The sequence below is a fragment of the Brevibacillus brevis genome (genome assembly GCF_001039275.2).
Classification (GTDB): Bacteria; Bacillota; Bacilli; order Brevibacillales; family Brevibacillaceae; genus Brevibacillus; species Brevibacillus brevis_C.
On record NZ_CP030117.1, the window covers coordinates 6,033,218 to 6,053,481 of the forward strand.

Annotated in this window: 16 protein-coding genes and 2 riboswitches; of the genes, 10 read left to right on the plus strand and 6 right to left on the minus strand. The window is 48.8% G+C overall.

All coding sequences use genetic code 11. From position 1 onward, the window contains the following. Positions 1 to 47: 47 nt before the first annotated feature. Positions 48 to 1,076, minus strand: a complete 1,029-nt coding sequence (locus tag AB432_RS28635) for a BMP family lipoprotein (RefSeq protein WP_048035189.1) — start codon at positions 1,074 to 1,076, stop codon at positions 48 to 50. 200 nt (positions 1,077 to 1,276) lie between these two features. Next, positions 1,277 to 1,399: riboswitch (SAM riboswitch) on the minus strand. A gap of 155 nt (positions 1,400 to 1,554) precedes the next feature. Further along, on the minus strand, positions 1,555 to 3,030 hold the full coding sequence (locus AB432_RS28640) for a methyl-accepting chemotaxis protein (protein ID WP_048035190.1): 1,476 nt from the start codon (positions 3,028 to 3,030) through the stop codon (positions 1,555 to 1,557). Between the two features lie 155 nt (positions 3,031 to 3,185). Here AB432_RS28640 and AB432_RS28645 point away from each other — a divergent pair, with 155 nt between their 5' ends. Both AB432_RS28645 and AB432_RS28650 read left to right on the plus strand, forming a co-directional pair. Then, on the plus strand, positions 3,186 to 3,803 hold the full coding sequence (locus AB432_RS28645; RefSeq protein WP_048035191.1) for a DUF3298 and DUF4163 domain-containing protein: 618 nt from the start codon (positions 3,186 to 3,188) through the stop codon (positions 3,801 to 3,803). A 206-nt stretch (positions 3,804 to 4,009) separates the two neighbouring features. After that, positions 4,010 to 4,423 carry a MarR family winged helix-turn-helix transcriptional regulator gene (locus tag AB432_RS28650; protein ID WP_048035192.1) on the plus strand — a complete coding sequence of 138 codons (414 nt, stop codon included), beginning with the start codon at positions 4,010 to 4,012 and terminating at the stop codon, positions 4,421 to 4,423. A 220-nt stretch (positions 4,424 to 4,643) separates the two neighbouring features. On the opposite strand, the gene AB432_RS28655 is transcribed toward AB432_RS28650, so the two are convergent. Beyond that, entirely contained in the window at positions 4,644 to 6,077 is a 1,434-nt protein-coding gene (locus tag AB432_RS28655) for an NAD(P)/FAD-dependent oxidoreductase (RefSeq protein ID WP_048035193.1), read from the minus strand. Positions 6,078 to 6,129: 52 nt separating this feature from the next. Beyond that, positions 6,130 to 6,229: riboswitch (purine riboswitch) on the minus strand. A 297-nt stretch (positions 6,230 to 6,526) separates the two neighbouring features. On the opposite strand from AB432_RS28655, the gene AB432_RS28660 reads away from it, so the two are divergent. Further along, complete coding sequence (locus AB432_RS28660; RefSeq protein WP_048035194.1) at positions 6,527 to 7,714, plus strand: amino acid deaminase/aldolase; 1,188 nt, start codon at positions 6,527 to 6,529, stop codon at positions 7,712 to 7,714. Next, positions 7,702 to 9,018, plus strand: a complete 1,317-nt coding sequence (locus AB432_RS28665; protein WP_048035195.1) for a D-arabinono-1,4-lactone oxidase — start codon at positions 7,702 to 7,704, stop codon at positions 9,016 to 9,018. The genes AB432_RS28660 and AB432_RS28665 overlap by 13 nt, the downstream gene beginning before the upstream one ends. A gap of 78 nt (positions 9,019 to 9,096) precedes the next feature. Here AB432_RS28665 and AB432_RS28670 read toward each other — a convergent pair whose 3' ends face one another. Next, positions 9,097 to 10,506, minus strand: coding sequence for an amino acid permease (locus AB432_RS28670; protein ID WP_048035196.1), 1,410 nt, complete (start codon positions 10,504 to 10,506; stop codon positions 9,097 to 9,099). Between the two features lie 72 nt (positions 10,507 to 10,578). Beyond that, entirely contained in the window at positions 10,579 to 11,343 is a 765-nt protein-coding gene (locus AB432_RS28675; protein WP_048035197.1) for a dimethylarginine dimethylaminohydrolase family protein, read from the minus strand. A 352-nt stretch (positions 11,344 to 11,695) separates the two neighbouring features. On the opposite strand from AB432_RS28675, the gene AB432_RS28680 reads away from it, so the two are divergent. The 5 genes from AB432_RS28680 (at position 11,696) to AB432_RS28700 (ending at position 17,288) form a co-directional block, all read left to right on the plus strand. Beyond that, positions 11,696 to 12,436: an IclR family transcriptional regulator gene (locus AB432_RS28680; protein ID WP_048035198.1), complete on the plus strand. Its 741-nt coding sequence runs from the start codon at positions 11,696 to 11,698 to the stop codon at positions 12,434 to 12,436. Positions 12,437 to 12,494: 58 nt separating this feature from the next. After that, entirely contained in the window at positions 12,495 to 14,132 is a 1,638-nt protein-coding gene (locus AB432_RS28685; protein WP_048035199.1) for a M20/M25/M40 family metallo-hydrolase, read from the plus strand. Between the two features lie 87 nt (positions 14,133 to 14,219). Next, entirely contained in the window at positions 14,220 to 14,603 is a 384-nt protein-coding gene (locus AB432_RS28690; protein ID WP_048035200.1) for an OsmC family protein, read from the plus strand. Next, positions 14,600 to 16,246, plus strand: coding sequence for a helix-turn-helix domain-containing protein (locus AB432_RS28695; protein ID WP_048035201.1), 1,647 nt, complete (start codon positions 14,600 to 14,602; stop codon positions 16,244 to 16,246). The genes AB432_RS28690 and AB432_RS28695 overlap by 4 nt, the downstream gene beginning before the upstream one ends. Positions 16,247 to 16,313: 67 nt before the next feature. Beyond that, positions 16,314 to 17,288: an ABC transporter substrate-binding protein gene (locus tag AB432_RS28700; protein WP_048035202.1), complete on the plus strand. Its 975-nt coding sequence runs from the start codon at positions 16,314 to 16,316 to the stop codon at positions 17,286 to 17,288. Positions 17,289 to 17,658: 370 nt separating this feature from the next. On the opposite strand, the gene AB432_RS28710 is transcribed toward AB432_RS28700, so the two are convergent. Beyond that, positions 17,659 to 19,008: a uracil-xanthine permease family protein gene (locus AB432_RS28710; protein WP_048035203.1), complete on the minus strand. Its 1,350-nt coding sequence runs from the start codon at positions 19,006 to 19,008 to the stop codon at positions 17,659 to 17,661. A 205-nt stretch (positions 19,009 to 19,213) separates the two neighbouring features. Between AB432_RS28710 and AB432_RS28715 the strand changes: the two genes are divergently transcribed. After that, the gene (locus AB432_RS28715; RefSeq protein ID WP_048035204.1) at positions 19,214 to 20,194 is read left to right on the plus strand and encodes an aromatic ring-hydroxylating oxygenase subunit alpha; all 981 of its coding nucleotides are present in this window, start codon (positions 19,214 to 19,216) and stop codon (positions 20,192 to 20,194) included. The last annotated feature ends 70 nt before the right edge of the window (positions 20,195 to 20,264 follow it).

Genomic DNA, 20,264 nt, shown 5'->3' on the forward strand with positions numbered 1-20,264 from the left:
TTACATAAGCGTTCAAAAAGTTAGCTTTTCAGCACCGAGCTACCTTTTTAAAACTGGTCTGGTACTGTGCGAGTGCCCGCTACAATCTCATCGCTGATCGCTTTCACTTTATCCACCACTTCTTGTCCAATAAAAGCATGCAAAGGCGTTTTGCTTTCGTGCGTGACATAGGTTACACCAACACCTTTTTCCTTCAAGCCGTACGCAACAACACCTGGTTTGAATGTTCCTTCTACAAAGGTCTTCACGGTTTCATAAGCTGCCGCGTCAGTCCCTTTCAATTGGGACAGAACAATATGCTCTGGATCAATCGTCGTACGGTCAACGTCCTGACCTGCTGTGAAGAAGCCTTTTTCCTTCGCTGCCTCGAAAACGCCGAGGTCGCCTACTGCTGCTGCACCGTTAATGAAGTCAGCGCCTTTGGAAGCTTGGAGCAAAGCCAATTCCTTCGCTTTTGCCGGGTCAGTGAAGCTTCCTACATAGTTGACCATCAGCTCTGCTTTTGGATTCGTCGCTTTCAAGCCCTCTTCGAAGCCAACTGTCCATTTTTTCAACTGCGGGATATCAAGAGCGACAACCATGCCCACTTTGTTCGTTTTCGTTGCCAGACCTGCTGCTGCTCCCACCAGGTAAGCTGCTTCCTGCTCACGGAAGGTAACACTGCGAACGTTTGGCAAATCCACTACAGTATCAATAATCGCAAAATTACGGTCAGGATTTTCGGTAGCTACTTTTTTCAATGCATCCTCTGATGTAAAGGAAGAAGTGATGATCAAATCATAATTTTCTGCAACAGCCACGCGTAAATTCTCTTCAATCGCTCCATGGTCCGTAGATTCAATCGTTTTCACTTCTGCACCCAGCTCTTGTGCGGCTTTCTTCGCACCATCATCCATTTGTTGGAAGAACGGATTCACACCGATTTTCTCGGGCAAAATCAAGGCAATTCGCTTTTTGGCCGCGCCCTCTTGTCCTGCCGCTTGTCCTCCTGGCTGATCAGCAGGTGCGCTTGTGCCAGTCGAGCACCCTGTTGCCAATACTGCGAATGTCGTTAATGCGAGCAATAGCTTCTTCATGATGTATCTCTCCCTATCCGAACTTTACGTTTTTCTTTATCCTAATAGGTAATGTACGGCTTTTTACCCATTTTTTCAATACCATTTACGAATATTCTCATATAAAATTAATTTATCGTTCGTTTATTACCCCCTTCCCTATACAAATACAACAAAAAAACTCTTCCCGGAGGAAGAGTTTGCGTACGTAGCCGTTCTCTTCCTCATCTGTCAAAACCATGGTACAGGTTTTGCAGGAATTGGCACCTTTCTGTTCATGCATAGACATGATCAGTGGTTGCCGGGCATCATCGGGCCAGTCCCTCCGCCGCTCTTGATAAGGTAGGTGAATATATTTAGTTACAATGGAATTCATTCTAGCAGAACGGTTCAAAAATGCAATTCTTTTTTCTCAATTCCAAACACTTCTAAAAGTAAATCGAAGTTTAAAAAGTCGTCTTTTCAGCACCGAGAAATTGGCGAGAACCACAGCCCCTACCTATTTTACGTGAAAGGTTTGCTGGAGACGATGAGACAACGTATTCAGCTCGCCCAGCTCTTCCGTAATCTCACGCACTTTTTGATGCTGGTTTTCTGCTGTCGCAAACAGCTCTTCCAAGTTGGCTACGGATTCCTCGGTTACCGCTGTAATGGTCGACATCTCGATGGCAACTTCACCGGAACGCACTTTTACCCGGTCCATGCTGGAGCTTACTTGATCAGCCGCTTCCAGGAAGGCCATCATCCCAGCACGCACTGCTTCGATGGAGGCCACTGTTTTCACCGCCAGCTCTTGGCCTTTTGCAACAGACGTTTCCCCATTGCTCATATGCTGCACCGCATTCTCACTTTCCTGATGGAGAGACTTCAAAATGTCGGTAATTTCCTGCGTAGCTGTCGCGCTTTGTTCCGCCAGCTTGCGTACCTCATCTGCTACAACAGCAAATCCACGTCCATGCTCGCCTGCACGCGCCGATTCAATCGCTGCATTCAGCGCCAAGAGATTCGTTTGTGTCGCGATCTGATTAATCGCGCCGACAATTTCCTCTACGCGATTCGCCTGCCGATTGAGCTGGTGAATCGTAGAGGCTGCTACATTGACTGCCTGCACAATTTGCTCCATCTGCAAGGACAGCTCGTTCATCATCTGAACACTATCTGCCAGACGACGGTTGTTTTGTTGCGATTCCGTTTTCATTGCATTGGTCTGTGTTGTGACTGCCTCGATTTCCTGGTCGATGGATTGAACCTCTTCTTCGATCTTCACCGTAGAATTCGCCTGCGATTCCATACCGACGGCGACTTCCTTGAAGGCTACCATCATTTCATCTGTATTACGCTTCGTACCTTCCGCATGCTCATGAACATGATCGCTTGTACGATCCAGTTGCTCCGTCATTTCCTGGATGTTCAAAAGCATTTCTTCCAGACGGCGCTCCTTCTCTTCCGCTTCCTGCCTTGCGTCGTGCGCTTTTTGCAGGGAGGCTTGTCCGGCGAGACACAGATACGTGACGGCTCCCATCATCATGAGAATCGCTACGATACGCACACCCAGATTAAGCTCGGAAAAATCACCGTTGAAAATCTCGTACGTTCCCGTATAAAACCCGACAACCGTGACGACGATTTGGGTAATTCCCGCTGTTACTACTAGCTTCCAGTCCAAATAGGCTGCCAAAAAGCCCATGACGATGAAGGCGAGGAACGAAACCTCTTGATAAGTGGTAAAGTGATCGAATGAAATCGCATAAAACATGAGTCCGATTGCTACCAGATAACGAATCACATGACTATCTTTGCGAATGAAATAATACGGCGAAACAATTAAAGTGACCAGCAATCCCAAGGACGTCACTTTCCAGAAGTTCACATCCACTTGGTAGGCAATGAGTCCCGCCATCCACAAATGATTCCATAGGATGAAAATCATAAAGCCTTCTTTGTCAGTCAAGGTATTGCGAATCAATTGAATCATAATTGCCCCCCTTTTTCCTATTACTTATGTATCGGATTCTTTCCCCATTATATAGCCAAACCTTTGCCAAATTTGTGAAAAAAGTGAGAACAGCCAAAAACAATTTCGAATAGGCTATTACACAACTCACACGTACAGGAGGCATCCGGAGAAAAGTGGAACTCAATCAATTGCCAGCTACTGTGCTGACACGGACGATTAGCCGTCCGAACACCACGATTTACTATCCCCAATTGGCAGGCTTAGCCAATCAGCAAGCGGAAAAAGAGATCAACCGGGCGATTTCTCAAACGGTTCAAGGCTTAATTCATGAGCAGCAACGGGTTCAGGTACCGGGAAATACAGAAATGCAAGGAAGCTACGAGATCAAGACAAACGAACGCGGTATTTTCAGCATCGTGTTGAGCAACTACGCCTACACACCGCAAATGGCTCACGGCATGACCTTCCTCGGGTCGATCACTGCAGATATCCAAACAGGCAAGCTGTATACACTGCGGGAATTATTCAAGCCAGGAAGCGATTACGTCAAGGTGATTTCTGAAAACATCAAGCGTCAAATCAAAGAAAGAAACATCCCCACACTCAATGGCTTTACTTCGATTAAGCCCGATCAAGATTATTACCTCGCCGACAAAGCACTGGTCATCTACTTCCAGTTGTACGAAATTACGCCCTATTACGTCGGTTTCCCCATGTTCCCCATTTCCGTCTATGAACTGGAGCCGCTCATCAATGAAAAAGGACCTTTGAGCATCTTGTCCGCAGATTAGTGCACTGTACCACCGTAGTTTTCATCCAGGTGAGTGTCTTCTTCCATGACACTCGCCTGATTCTATTTGTGTCAGAAAATCCATTATTTCGTCATCGAATAAACGTTTACTTATATGTCCGGAACTGCTAGTATGTTATTGTACATATTTACTTAAGCAATAAAGCGTACGATATATCGGACCAGCTTTCCTGGAGGTATATACTCATGCAATATTATGGTCATCGAATTAGCCAAACAGCAAGAATATTCAGTAAATCGTTAAATGGGACGATGGCTCCCATGGGATTATACAGTTCGCAATGGGGCATTATCCTTTGCTTGCATTATCGTGAATCGCTCACCCAGGTTCAATTGAGCAACTACCTGAATGTAGAAGCGCCGACGATTACCCGGACACTCACCCGATTGGAAGAGATGGGCTGGATTATTCGCTCAGAGGGCGATGACAAGCGTGAGCGCTATGTGTCCTTGTCCCCGCAAGCAGTTGAACGGTTCCCGGAATGGCTGGAGGCTGCCAAAGAGCAAGAAGAGCTGGCACTCCGCGGCCTTGACGAAGCAGAACTCGCTATTTTTAACCGCGTATTGAAGAAAATGAACGATAATTTGCAGCCATCGTAGCAAGTAAAAAATGACTTCGCCCAAAAGCAGTTAGGTGAAGTCATTTTTTGTTAGCCATTCTTCCTTGTACGATGGATAATGGGGTTGAGCTCTCTTGGTTGTCTGTAGAAGCAAGCCTGCTCCGGTTCCACCTGTCCTGATACTGTTTCGTCATGGAAAAAGGCTCCCCACCAAGCACAAGCGTGCCCGGCAAGAAGCCTATATGTCATAATCGTATTCGTTATTGCATGCGTTTCGCGATATTGCGAGCCATCCAGACCCCAGCAGCTCCGGCCTGTGCCAGACCACGCGTAATTCCGGCACCATCCCCGCCACAGAACAATCCCTTGATTTCTGTTTCGAATTCCTCAGTCAGTTTTGGACGAGCTGAGTAGAATTTCGCTTCCACTCCGTAGAACAATGTATGCTCGGAAGCGATTCCCGGCGTTACCTTGTCCAGTGCTTCCACCATCTCGATCAGACTCTTCATCGTGTTGTAAGGCAACACGAGTCCCAAATCACCCGGTACTGCTTCCTTCAAAGTAGGCTCCAGGAAGCCTTCCTTAATGCGCGACTCTGTAGAACGGCGACCGCGCAAGATATCGCCGTATTTTTGCACGATGACCCCACCGTTTGACAGATCATTCGCCCGCTTGCAAATTTCTCTCGCGTACTCATTCGGCTTGTCAAACGGCTCTGTAAACGTATGAGATACCAAGAGCGCAAAGTTCGTATTCATCGAGCCCAACGCCGGGTCTTTGTAAGAGTGCCCGTTTGCCGCCATCACTCCACTGTGGTTTTCCACGACCACGTGACCGGATGGATTGCTACAAAACGTCCGTACACGCGTTCCAACAGACGTATTGAAAATGAATTTTCCTTCGTACAAGTGCTCATTGATTTCGCGCATGACGACATCGGACGTCTCCACACGTACGCCTACGTCGACTTGATTGTTGTACATTTTCAGGCGGCGCTTTTTCAGGATATTCGTCAACCATGCGGAGCCATCACGGCCCGGTCCGATTACCACGTAATCAGCTTCATACTCTTGGCCGTTTTTCAAGACGACACCTTTTACCTGATGTCCGTCTGCTTCCTTCACCGTAATGATGTCCTCGACTTCTGTCTTGAACATCATGTCGATATGCTTCTTCAAATGCTCGAAGATCGACTGGAGAATCTCCAGGTTTTGCTCCGTTCCCAAGTGACGCACCTGCGCTCGCAACAGCTTGAGTCCTGCTGCATAGCCACGCTGCTCGATGCTCTTGATCGTCTCGGTGGTCGGGTCCGTAATCGATTGAGTAGCCCCATGCTCCAAATTGATTTCATCTACGTATTTGATCAGCCCAAGAACAGTGGAAGGGCTGAGATAGTCTGTCATCCAACCACCAAATTCGGTGGTGATGTTAAATTTGCCATCGCTATAGGCGCCTGCTCCACCAAAACCACTGGTAATCGAACAGGCCGGCAAACAGCCTGCGAAATCTTTTTTTCCTGCTGGTGGTGGGCAGAGCTTGATCTTTTCCTCCAAGATCGGACAGCGTCTGCTATAAATGTCATGCCCTTTATCAATCAACAGCACCTTGGCATTCGGTGCTTTTCGCATTACCTCGTAGCATGTAAAAATCCCTGCTGGTCCTGCTCCTACAACGATCACATCATAATTATTCATTTCGTTCCCTCCCCGAAAAAATGAAAAAAATTCCCGGCCGACGAATAGGGTATACCAAAACTGCCCTATTCGTAGCCGGGAATTTACGGTTCCCTGTAGAGACCCTCAAACCATATTTCTGAGGATATACGAATACAAATCACTATTTCATTCGTCAAGCCTGTGTTGTTCTTCACAACAATATGTATAGTAGCTTATAAGGTGAATCAAGTCAACCGAAAACAGCCTATTTATTCGTCTTTTAAAGTTTATTTTATCGTAAACATGCCTTTACAATCTGTAAATACACCAAAACCCGAACATTAAAAAACGAACATTCGTTATTTCTGTTCATGCCCCTCTTTTGTCAGGAAGGAATCAAACAGAAACGAATAGAATAGATAGAATTTTATGAAATATTAACAATTCTTTCATTCAAATCCGAGTTCAAAAAAGGATGATGCCTGTACATGCGGGATTATCGCTATTATCAGTCTGCCTTTGCCGGTGTTCCCAAGCCGTTCGCTTTCGTCGACCTAGATCTGCTGGAGGAAAATGCGGAGCAAATCCGTTTGCAAAGCAATGGAAAACCCGTTCGAATCGCGAGCAAGTCGATCCGAAGCGTTGCCATTCTCAAACATGTATTGCAGTTGGACGATTGCTTTCGTGGTCTCATGTGCTATTCCGCTCCTGAGGTGCTTCACCTGTGCGAGGCAGGCTTCGATGACCTGCTGCTAGGCTATCCGCTCTGGGAAAAAAGCTGGCTTTTGTCCATCGCTTCTGAGATTAAGAACGGACGCTCCATTACTTTGATGATCGATTCTCTTCCTCATGTCGAACAGCTCGAACAAATCGCCCGGGAAACAGGAGCCAGACTGCCGGTCTGCCTCGATATCGACATGTCGTCTGATGTGTTGGGGCTGCATTTCGGCGTCTGGCGCTCCCCTCTTCGCTCTCTCCAGGCGTCCCTCTCCCTTGCCAAGCGCGTTGCTTCCTCCGATCATCTCTACCTAGATGGGGTCATGGGGTACGAAGCTCAAATTGCTGGTGTAGGTGATCGATACCCTCGTCAATTCCTGAAAAACAGCATCATTCGTCTCCTCAAGCAATATTCCGTGAAAGAAGTGGCTGCTCGACGTGCTACACTGGTGCATGCCATTCACGAGCTAGGCATTTCTCCCCGCTTCGTAAACGGAGGAGGAACGGGTAGCTTGCACTTGACCGGAAAAGAAGACGCCGTTACAGAGGTTACAGCAGGCTCCGGATTTTTTTCGCCTGGGCTCTTTGACTACTTTCAAGATTTTTCCTTTCATCCTGCTGCCGGATTTGCTCTGGAGATTATCCGCAAGCCCACAGAGCATATCTACACATGTGCCGGCGGAGGTTACATCGCCTCTGGTTCTGCTGGGCGTGACAGACTCCCCAAGCCTTACTTGCCAGCGGGAGCAAAACTGTTCCCCAACGAAGGTGCAGGTGAAGTACAGACACCGATCCACTATCAAGGCATGGAAACGCTGGAGCTGGGAGACCCGATCTTTTTTCGCCATGCCAAAGCAGGAGAGCTCTGCGAACGTTTTACCCGGCTGTATTGCATCTCTGGCGGGAAAATCATTGAGGAAGTGACCACCTATCGGGGGGATGGATTATGCTCACTGTAAAGAAGCACGCGAATCACTGGACCAATTGGACAGGAAATGTACAAAGCCAGCCAAAGCAAGTCGCGATGCCAGGGTCCGTGGATGAGGTCATGCAGCTTGTCCTTGCTTGCAAGAAGGCAGGTACACGGATACGAGTCGTCGGCTCCGGTCATTCCTTCACTCGTCTCGTCCAGACAGAAGACTGCTTGCTATCCTTGGATCATCTCCAAGGAATCGTCAGTGTAGACCCTGCCTCTGATACCGTTGAAGTCTGGGCAGGCACCAAGCTCAAAACACTCGGACATCTCCTGCATCAAGCGGGCTACTCTCAAGAAAACCTTGGAGACATTAACGCCCAGTCCATTGCAGGGGCCGTCAGCACAGGAACACATGGCACAGGCATTCATTTTGGCAGCATCTCCACGCAAGTCGTCGGGCTGACAGTCGTGACCGCATCCGGTGAGGTTTTGGAAGTATCCGAGCAGGCCCGGCCTGAGCTGTTCAGAGCCATGCAAGTCTCTCTTGGTCTCTTGGGCATCATCGTACGCGTCAAGCTGCGTGTCCTCCCAGCCTATCGTCTGCGCTACCAAAGCCGTCGCATGCAGCTAGAAGAGTGCCTGTCCTCTCTGGAGACGTTTAAAACCGAGCATCGGCATTTCGAATTTTTTATCTTCCCGTATTCGGACATCGTTCAGGTGAAATTCATGAACGAGACCAGTGATCCCCCCAGCGGCAATCAACGATGGAGCTATTTGAAAAAAATGGTGGTGGAAAATGGGCTGTTTTGGCTCTTGTCCGAGAGCTGCCGATTGCGCCCTTCTCTCACCAAAAGCGTCAGCAGGCTGTCCGCCCAAAGCGTTCCCTCTGTCCATGAGAGCGGCTACAGCCATCAGCTTTTTGCCACCCCTCGCCTTGTGCGTTTTTACGAAATGGAGTACTGCATACCCGCTGAGCATATGGGCGATGCCATTCGGGAGCTCTGTCAGGCGATTGAGCAGGAGCGCTTTGCCGTTCATTTTCCGCTGGAATGCCGGTACGTCAAGAAGGACGACATCTGGCTCAGTCCCGCTTACGAAAGGGATAGTGCCTTCATTGCCGTCCACATGTACAAAGGCATGCCGTACGAAGCGTATTTTGCCCGGATGGAGGAAATTTTCGCCCGATATGGCGGACGTCCACACTGGGGGAAAATGCACAGCATGACCGCCGAGCAGCTTCATCAGGTCTATCCGCGCTTGCCCGATTTCCTCGCCATTCGCTCTGAGCTCGACCCTGACGGCTTGTTCGTGAACCCGTATTTAGCCGAGCTGTTCGACATCTCCTGAAGACCCATCCTTACGCCACAAAAATGCCCCGACCACATCATTCATGGCAGGGGCATTTTTCTATTGAACAAGAACGGCTTAGCCTTGCGTTGGGAGATTCGGTTTATGCGCCTTTTTGCGTCCATAGCGCACATAATAGAAGGTATAGAACAGCACGAGGGCACCAATTCCGTAGAAGAGTCCAATTCGCTGTGTCGGGTCAAACGCCGGGAAGATAAGAATGAATGTACAAAGAGCCAGACACAGGAGCGGCATCACCGGGTAAAACGGCGCTACGAACTGTAGATCCTCTATTTTTCCACCCTCGCGCAAGTATTGACGGCGGAAATTGAATTGGGAAAGAGCAATCCCCATCCACGTGAAGGTAACCGCAATACCCGATACAGACATGAGCAGCACGTATACCGTATCCGCTGCAACCACGCTGGTTAACAGAGACAGAAGCGAGAACGCCAGCGTCGCCAAGAGTGCATTCAAGGGCACTTTACGTTTGCTCAATTTTCCAAAAACAGGATGCGCCATATTGCTATGGGAAAGGGACCACAACAAGCGAGTGGCTGCGTACAAGCATGAGTTGCCGACAGACAACAGAGCCGTCAAGATAACGAAGTTCATGATATCCGCTGCAAAAGGAATCCCCACAGCATCAAATACCGTCACAAACGGGCTCTCCAAGAGTCCCAGCTCACTCGATGGAAAGAGGGCGGACAAGATCGTGACCGACGCCACATAGAACACGAGAATACGAAACACAACATTGCGAATCGCCCGCGGAATAGTCTTCTGCGGGTCTTCTGCTTCCCCGGCTGCAATTCCGATCAGTTCAGAGCCTTGATAAGAGAACACGACGTTCATCATCGTCACAAAAACGATCGCAATGCCAAACGGGAATAGTCCCCCATCTGCCGAAAAGTTGGAGAGAAACGGAGCGGGTCTTCCCTCCATACTGACAATACCGAATATAGCACCTAGTCCGACAATAATAAACATAAGGACAGCTAAAACTTTAATTCCGGCAAACCAGTACTCCGTTTCCGCAAACCCTTTTGTCGTCAGCGCATTGAAGGTAAAGAGCAAAACGATAAAGAGCGCGCACCAAATCCAGATCGGCGTATCCGGGAACCACCGTTGCATGACCATGCCCGCGGCAGTGAACTCTACCCCGGCCGTTGTAGCTGACCCTAGCCAATACATCCATCCCAGTGTAAACCCGCTCGCCGGACCAATATACTTGCTGGCGTAGGCTTGGAAAGAGCCTGTCACTGGCATTTTTACAGAAAGCTCACCCAGGCACGTCATGACCAGATACAGCAAAATCCCGCCGACGATATAGGCGACAAGCGCTCCGCCAGGTCCAGCCTGATTGATCGTGAAGCCAGCGTTGAGGAAGAGCCCTGTCCCGATCACGCCACCTAACGACAGCATAAACAAGTGGCGACTTTTCATGGAGCGTTGTAGCTGTGTATCTCTTTCATTCCCAGTGTTCATATGATTCCTCTCTTTCACCAGCTTTTTAAGAGGTCTATCAGAGGTCTATAAAAGAAGAGAGAACTGCCTGCGCTAGAAACGCAGGGACAGGCAGCTCAATCCTCCGTCTTGTTTACGGAATTCAGACATATCCAGCTCAATCACATGGTAGCCAGCATCAGTGATTTGTTTTTTCGTGCTCTCAAAGCCTTTTGGAATAATTACATAGTCGTTGATATGGATGCAGTTCGCGGAGTACTCGACTTCTTTTTCCACGATCAAATGCTTGTATTGGCTAAACACTTCAGAGTCGATGAACTCGCCAGCCAGAACCAGCAAGTCATTGCCAAGGTAGGCGATTCCTGTTTTCAGGTGGAAAAACTCTTTCAATGGAACAATGGTGACTTCATATCCGTATTTGGAGAGAATCTCGCGGAACTGGATGGCTCCATCTTCATTCGTGCGTGTCGACAGACCGACATAGAAATGGTTGTCTACCTGCATGACGTCTCCACCATCGAGGAAGCCAGGGGCCTGAATATATTCAATCGTGTCATAAAAACGAGGAAGCACCAATTTCATATCCTCAATTTCACCATTGCGGCTTTCTGCACCCGGATTGGTGATGACGGCGCACTTTTCCGTGAGAACCGCTGTATCTTCCACAAACGTAGAATCCGGGAAACGCTCGTCTGCTTCCAGAACGGTTACTTCCAGACCTGTCTGTTTCAGCGCTTCTACATAAGCGGCATGCTGTTTGAGAGCAAGTTCAAAATCAGGTGTACCCAAATCAGAAGTCGTCAAACCATTTACATAACTCTTTCCCGGTTTTCTTACAATCGCACGTGAAAATTTCATGATGATAGATCTCCCTTCTGTTTTCGAATCTTGCTTTTGTCTAACAGTGGGCGACGGAGAAACGAGCATGTAAACGCTTCCTCATCTGCTGCCTTTGCTTGTTCATCGCCACCATGTTGCATTCATTCTCCTCTGAGCAATCACTCAGAAATATTCCGCATTGTGGAATCACTTCTGCAATACAAAATTACATTCTTAATGTAAAATAGTTTCAAATTTTTTGTCAACGAATTTTTATCTAGTCTAAATTATATTGATTCGGCTGAAAAATTCTGATAGATTGAGGTCATATTAAGCTGGCGTGACATTCAACGAGCAGTCACTATGCAACAAAGCCAGGAGGTAACCCACGTTGGTACAATCGATTGACCGGGCGATGAGCATCATCTCCGTCCTGGTATCAGATCCAAACAAGCAGCATTGGTCCATCTCGGAAATTGCTGAACAAACGAACCTGCCACTGAGTACGGTTCACCGTTTAATCAGCAGCCTCATCAAGCATGGACTCATCCTCCAGGTTCCTGAGAGCAAGCAGTACAAGGTCGGCTATACGTGGATGGAGATCGGGCTGCGCATCCTGGACAAGATGGATATGCGCGCTGTTGCCCGAACTGCCATGGAGCGATTGGCGGCAGATGTACGGGAAACCGTCTATCTGAACATTCCACAGGGCTCTCATGCTATCGTACTCGAACGAGTGGAAGGTCCCATGTCTGTCAGAAGCATGGATAATCTGGGCGAGCGTATTCCGCTACATATCGGTGCGGCAAACAAAACGATTCTCGCCAGCATGAATCCGACCGAAGCAGAGCAAATCGTGACCGGTTTAATCCCGGATACAGAAAAACAACGCGAGCTGTTAGAACGACTGCCAGAAATCAGACAAAACGGCTATGCAGTCAGCTACGGTGAAAAAACCGAGGGCACCGCATCCATTGCCGCTCCTATCTTCGGTGTCAACCAAAAGGTCGTGGGCGCTTTGAGTATCGGCGTTCCGAGCTATCGGATCAACGAGCAACTCCTGTCCTCACTCATTGAACAAGCCCAACAAAGTGCCAAGGAAATTTCCCACAAGATCGGTGCCTTGCCTTAATTTTTTTGCCCACTAACCGGAAACAGTTTTCACTATACGGAAAACGGAGGCGTTTTTTATGCAAAAATGGCAAACAAAAGAGCAACTCGTTGATCTCTTGTGCAATTTGGTAAGCATCCCAAGCATTACAGGATCATCTGCCGAGAAGGACTTGCCTGGCTACGTCGTCGATCAGTTGCGTACCCTGCCTTATTATCAGGCCAATCCCGATCATGTGCGTGCGAATCCGACTGAAGATGGGCGCCATTTTGTCACTGCGCTCGTTAAAAAGGAAGGCGTACGGGACACCGTCATTCTCGTCAGCCATTTTGATGTGGTCGACGTCGAGGATTACGGCGCCTGGATGAAGCATGCTTTTGATCCGAAGACCCTCACCCCTCTCTTCCAGCAAAACCAGGCGGATATGCCAGCAGACGTTCAACAGGATATCCGCTCCGGCAACTGGCTGTTTGGCCGTGGCACCATGGATATGAAATGCGGACTGACGCTGCACATGTCGATGATTGAGCAAGCGATTGCTGGAGAGTTCGATGGCAACATTTTGCTTCTGACAGTCCCTGACGAAGAGGTGAATTCTGTCGGGATGCGGGCAGCAGTCCCAGCACTTTTGAAAATCGCCGAAGAGTTCGACCTGAGCTACACGACCGTGCTCAACTCTGAGCCGATGTTTACCCGCTACCCAGGGGATACGAACACGTACTTGTACACAGGCTCCATCGGAAAAGTACTGCCGGGCTTCCTCTGTTACGGCAAAGAAACACATGTCGGCGAACCTTTTGCCGGGTTAAACGGCAATTATATGGCCTCTCAAATTACATGTGAGCTCGAGCTGAACACATCCTTTTGCGAGGTCGTTGAGGGGGAAGCATCTCCTCCGCCGACGAACCTGATTCAAAAGGATTTGAAAAAAGAGTACTCTGTGCAAATTCCGCACCGTGCAGTGACCCTGTTCAACCTGTTCCTGCTGGAAAAACAGATGGAGGATGTCGTAGAGCCGCTGCTGGAATCGGCAAGAAATGTCGCAGAGCGTATGAAGCAAAACTACCTCAAGCACGCGAGCCAGTTTGCCAACTTCGCGCCGTTTAGCCCGCGTGATCTGTCCATTTCCGTCATGACGTACGAAGAACTGTACGCCTACGCGAAGAAAACGTACGGGGAAGAAAAGCTGCGTCAGCTTGAAGCAGATGTGATCGCCAACCGCGGCGACAAGGACGACCGCGACACCACGATCGAGCTGGTGGATCAATTAGCGATTTTGTGCAAAGAACTGTCACCGATGATGATCTTGTTCTTCGCTCCACCGTTTTACCCGGCAGTCAGCTCGCGCAATCATCCTCTGATTCAGCAAACGATGGAAGAGATGAAAGCATACGCGAGAGATCAGCACCAGGTCAATTTGGTCAAGCAAAACTACTTTGGCGGTATCTCTGACCTAAGCTACGTCGGACTCCAATATCCGGCGGCATCCATGAAGCCATTGGTAGCAAACATGCCTTTGTGGGATAACGGCTACTCCATTCCGCTTCAGGAGCTCGAGGCTTTTGATGTACCTGTCATGAACCTCGGTCCAGTCGGACGTGACGCCCACCAGTGGACAGAACGTCTGGACGTCGACTATGCATTCGATACGTTAAAAGACATGCTTCCTCGTTGCATCCAGTCTCTCTTGCAAAATGGGAAAGCATTGAAGGAATAGGAAAAGGGTCCTGTACCGACATATCACTGTCGTGCGGGAGCCTTTTTCCTTATAATGAAGAAAAACCATTTCAAGGGAGGGTTTTGCATGGAATTTCAAGCGAAAGAAAATGGCTTTATCACGCAACTGTCCTACGGTGAGCTGCATGTATCGGGTGATGAACAGTATGGCTTTCGTCCCTACCAGCTCTTGGTCTCTTCCATCGCTGTTTGCAGTGGCGGTGTTTTGCGAAAAGTATTGGACAAGATGAGAATGCCGTGCACGGACATGAAAGTAACCGCAGATGTGCAGCGAAATGAGGCAGAGGCAAATCGGGTTGAAAAAATTCACCTCCACTTCATCATTACGGGTGAAAATATGAAAGAAGAAAAAGTACAAAAAGCCATTGAAGCCGCAAGCAAAAACTGCCCGATGGTCCAATCTGTCAAGGGGAGCATCGTCGTAACCGAATCCTTCGAATTGGTATCATGATAGGAAATACAGTGCTAACGCCCACTCCTTTGTTTCTGCTTCAAGACATACAGCAGGTCACCTTGTCACCGACAGAAGTATGGGCGTTTTCCGGTGGATCTACCCATGCCGTGCTCATCGTGACAAAAGGATCGGGTCAGTTGCTGAACGAGTCGGATCAAGCCACTCTGCTAGATGAAAGTGTGCTGATTCTTTCGCGAGAATCTGCGAGGCAAGTACGCGCTGATACAGACGAGCCACTCCGTTTCCTCGTACTCTATTTTGACGCTCTGCAACAGCAAGACCAGGTCACCAACGCCTACAGCCCGAGTCTTTCCTGGCATCTCGACCACAGCTCCTGTTTATTTCACCAGGTCGATCACGGTACGGAGCTTGCCCTTACACTGTATGCCCATCGACAAGCCAGTGATCCGTTGGAAGCTTTTCATAATCAAATTCGCTTTCAGCAATTGCTGCACCTAATTTGGAGCCATGCAGAACGGCAGGCTGCCGTAGAAACATCAAGCGTTGTCGATCAGACGATTTCTTACATTCATACGAATTATGCGGAGCCAATCACCTTAGATGATTTGGCGAATCGAGCTGGTCTTACCCCTCGGTATTACACCGAAGTCTTCAAGAAAAAGGTCGGAAAAAGCCCGATCGAATATTTGACGAGCTGCCGGATGGAGCATGCCAAGACGCTTCTACGCGAATCGAATAAACGATTGCGCGAGGTAGCACGCCTGGTCGGGTATGCCGATGAGTTTTACTTCAGCAGACGTTTTAAACAGCAGGTAGGCATGTCGCCGACTGTCTTTGTCCGCATGAACCAGAAGCAAATGGCACCCGTCACCTTCCACTATGCCGAGTATTTATTGGCACTCGGAATCAGACCGATTGGCGCTCCGGAAGAGCAGGTCACTTATTTACGCGAGCAACTGCGGATGAAAGAGGCAGATGAGATTGTCAGCCTGCCTGAGAACACACCAGACTTGATCGAATCCTTACAACCGACGTTTATTTTGACCGAATCGACAGGGGATTGCGCTGCTTTCTCCAAGATTGCACCTACAATTGCTTTTCCGTGGATGGGGCATGATGTGTTTGGTCATTTGAACATGCTGGCCGATGTGTTTGGCATGAAAGACCGGGCACGCATGTGGCTCAAGCAGCATGAACAGAAGGTTTTGAAGGCCAAGCGCTACATCGACGCTCACATTCTGAAGGAAGAAACATTCTTGATCCTCAATGTGCGTCCACAGAGCCTATTGGCATACGGTGCCAGAAATATCGGGCATGTGCTGTACAAATCCTTGAAGCTGACGCCACCCAAACTGATTCAAGAAGAGCTGACACGCAACCCCAATTTCTGGGCGACGACAATCACCGAGGATCAATTAAGCCAGTACGCAGCAGATTGGCTGTTCGTTCATATTTTTGATGATGATCTCTCACGGGCACACTTCAAAGAATTGATGAAACAGGATGTATGGCAACGAATTCCTGCTGTACCAAAAGGGCAAGTGGTCATTCTTGATCCGATTTGGTTCTCCTATGATCCCCTCTCCCTCGACATCCAGCTGGAAGAGGCCGTCCAAATTTTGACCCATACAAACACCGCCACATTGTCCAAAGAAAAACGGAACATTCTCCATGGATGAAAAGAGTGCGTTCAGGGTAAGATGGACCTTGTTAATGAGAATGATTTTCATTCATGGAGGATATACGATGAAACGATTACGCATACAAGCTTGGCTGCCCGGATTGATGATTCTTCCCTTGCTCCTGCTCACGGCATGCGGCCAGACAGCCAGCTCCAATCCATCTGCACCTGCACAAGAAAGTAAAAGCAGCGAGACTCGCGTCCTGAAGCACGCGAAAGGCGAATCGACTATTCCTGTGAAAGCTCAGCGCGTCGTAGCCCTGCAATATTTGGGTCCCATGCTTTCCATTGGTGTGAAGCCGATCGGTGCGTTGAAGGGACATATGGAAGGACCGGACATGGAGCCACTGGTTCGTGGAATCGAAGTCGTGGGAGATTATGATGCCTATAATCTGGAGAAAATCCTCGAGTTGCAGCCTGACATGATCCTGACCGGTACCGAAGTCGAGCAACAGGTATATGAAAAGCTGACGAAGATCGCGCCTGTCGTGGCGATCGCCTTCGATCAATATGATGTCTACGGGCATGTACAAAAGGTTGCGGAAGCGCTAGGCCGCGAGGAAGAAGGAAAGGCTTGGGAGCAGAAGTATAAAGCAAAGGTTGAGGAAGCACGCAAGCTCGTCCATGCTAAGGTCGGGAAGGACGAGACCGTCGCAGCATTAAACGTCCGTGCGAAAACGATCAAAATGTACGGTGCTCGCAACATGGGCCATGTTTTGTACAACGATCTTCAGTTGACTCCACCGCCACTCATTAAGAGCGAGATCGATAAAGACCCGCTGTTCTGGTCAAAAGACGTGTCCATGGAGCTTTTACCCGAATATGCATCCGACCATATTTTCCTGATGCTGTTCCCTGGCGAGGATGCCGCTCAGTATTTGAAAGAAATCGAGCAAAGCAGTCTGTGGAAAAACTTGCCCGCTGTCAAAAACAATCATGTTTACGTAGTCGATGTGGATAGATGGCTTGGCTATGAACCGATTCTGATTGAAAAGCAGTTGGATGAAGCTGTGCAGTATTTGACCGGAACGAAGAAATAATAAGAAAAGGTCATTCGGGTTTGAGTCAACATAGTGGTGGAGAAGAAAAAGCACAGTTCTCTTCGACTCTGACACGCCCACAAGGGGGGATTGACTGTCCGTCTCCACTTCAAAAAGGGGACCGTCGAGCCAAAGCCACCCTACGGGCGGAAGTTTCTCAAGGAAGAAGTGTTCGACAAGCGGGTCCCCTTTTTGAAGTTCCGACTGGGTAGGCGTTGTCAAGGTCTACGAGCTCTGTGCTTTTTCTTCTCACCAGCTTTATTGGCTTATCGATGCCTTTTAAAACTTAAGAAGATTAAAACCGCTTAACTACTTTCCGTTATTATGAGAAAAAACAGCCCGGCAGCTTAGGTCACCGGGCTGTTTTTATTTAGTTGCTGACAGGCTGTTGCTGTGGAACCTTCGCTCTGTTCTTTTTTCCCTCTGGAATGAGCAGATTCAAAAGAACTGTTGCCAAGGCCCCTACTGTAATGCCAGAAGATAAAATGTAGTTCACGAAATCAGGTACTCCGGCGAGCGCATCTTTTGGCAGGACCGTTACTGCCATTGTCAGCAGGATTGGCAAACCGATGACCATCATTGTCCGATCATCAATCGTAATGTTTTGAATGACTTTGATTCCGTTCGCCACAATCGCAACACACACGATCCCAAAAATTCCGTTGATAACTGGCTCCGGTATACAGGTAATCGCCGCCGACAGCTTCGGCACCAACCCAAGGGCAATCAAGATCAATCCTCCGGCCATTATCGCCATTCGGCTTCCTACTCCTGTCACCGCAATCAACCCCGCATTGGAGGAATAGCCAGTCGTAGGTGTACCTCCGAACAATGCCCCGACAAAGCACCCCAAGCCTTCACCGACAGCACCGCGATTCAGTCGCTCCTCCGTCAATTCACTGTTCGTTACCGTAGAGACGACGAACCAAGTCCCTGTTGTTTCAATCATGATAATCAAATAAACAAAAAGCATCGTCAAAACTGCACTGAGATCAAATACAGGAGCCCCGTACGGAAACAGCTTTGGCATGGACAGCCACGGTGCTTGTCCAACCGGACTAAAATCTACCGTTCCAAAAAAGGCAGCCGTTACCGTTCCGACGAAAATTGCAATCAGCACAGATACAAGTCTAAAAAACGCCCCCGCAACCTTTGCTCTTGTGCCAAGCAGCATACAGATGACAAGCACTCCAGCAGAAACGGCGGCAATCAAAATGTTGGTCCAAATATTTCCCGGGGAGTGATAAATGTTTCCCATCCCTGTAGGCATCAAGGCAATGCCCACGATGATGATCACCGTCCCGCCGACTAGCGGTGGAATGAATTTGCGTACCGCTTTGGCAAACCATTTCAATGGATAACCCATCAGGGCCACAAACAGCGCTCCGGGAATCATGCTGCCAATCATCGCACCCATCCCCAGCTTACTGCCGATCGCAGCCAACGCACCGATAGGTACATAGGAAGGTCCTTGCACGACAGGCAAACGCAATCCAAAGCCAGTCTGGATCAACGTCCCGATACCCGTCGCGAGAAAACACATTTGAATAAAGAAAGAAGTGCTCGAAGCGTCCATAGTTAGCAGCCCAGCAATAATAATAGGAGCAATGTACAAGTCCATAGCCAACACATGCTGCAAACCAAGTAAAAACGCCTTGCCCACACTGATTTTGTCATCGACGCCCACAACAAGCTGATTGCTTTCTCGATGTTGTTCCACTTTCAAAAGGCCTCCCTAGTGGTATTTTAGCTAATTACGAACGATATAAGTGGGATTATACCGGATAAATCCGTTTTTAGGCAACTATTCACGTAATAAATAGGTCTTATCACTTTATAATGTTCGTGTTTTCTGTTGACTTCCCTTCCAATCTCCCGCTACAATGGGTGAATAACCGAAGTATCGACAAAGGAGTGTCTCATCAATGATCGTGCAAGATACCGTGCTGCGTAATGAGTGGATCGTCGCCTGTCGTTCGGTGGATGTGCAAGACCGCCCAATCCAGGTCACCATTATGGGCGAGCGGGTCGTCCTCTTCCGCAACGAAGAAGGAATCCATGCGTTTAAAGATCTCTGTATTCACAGAGGCGCTGCCCTGTCTCTGGGCTGTGTCCGAGAAGGAAAGCTGGTCTGTCCGTATCACGGATGGGAATATGAAGCATCCGGAGCCTGTGTCAAAATCCCTCAGCTGCCTGCTGATCAAGCGATTCCGGGTAAGGCGCGCGCTGTGTTATACGGCTGTGCAGAGCGTTATGGATTCGTGTGGGTGAATCTCGCCAACCAATCTCCTGAGTTTTTTCCCCTGCCGGAATTTGAGGATCATCGTTTTCGAAATGTCATTTGGGGGCCACAGACAGTAACGGCCAAGCCTCCACGCATCGTAGAGAACTTTTTGGATGTAGGCCATCTGGCTGTCGTGCATGAGGGGTATTTGGGTGTCGAAACGCATATGGAGATCGGGGATTACCGCGTTCACCGCGACGAGAACGGTGTCATTCGTACGGATGAGATCAAGATTTTTCAGCCTGACCCGGACGGTACTGGTCAAGCGAAGCACGTTTATTACACCTACGAAATCCTCCGTCCACTCACGGTAAAATTTACGAAGCGCGATGCAGAAAACGGCAATCTGATGTCCATTTTGCTCACTGTGATGCCGCTGGATGAAGCGCGAAGCGTAGCTTATGGCGTCCTTTCTTTTAATTATGAGACGAACCTTTCCGATGAGGAAATCAATAGCTTCCAAAACCTCATCTTTGCACAAGATAAACCGATCGTGGAAAATCAAAAACCTGAGGACCTGCCACTCGATCTGCAAGTAGAGCTGTCCTTAAAATGCGACCGCGCGAGTATCGCATACCGTCAATACTTGACGGAGATGGGAGTCACGCACGGAACGGCATAAAGCGCAAACAGAAAGGACCTGTCAACCTGTGTTTGTTCACATAGGCTAACAGGTCCTCTTTTGCTTTCCA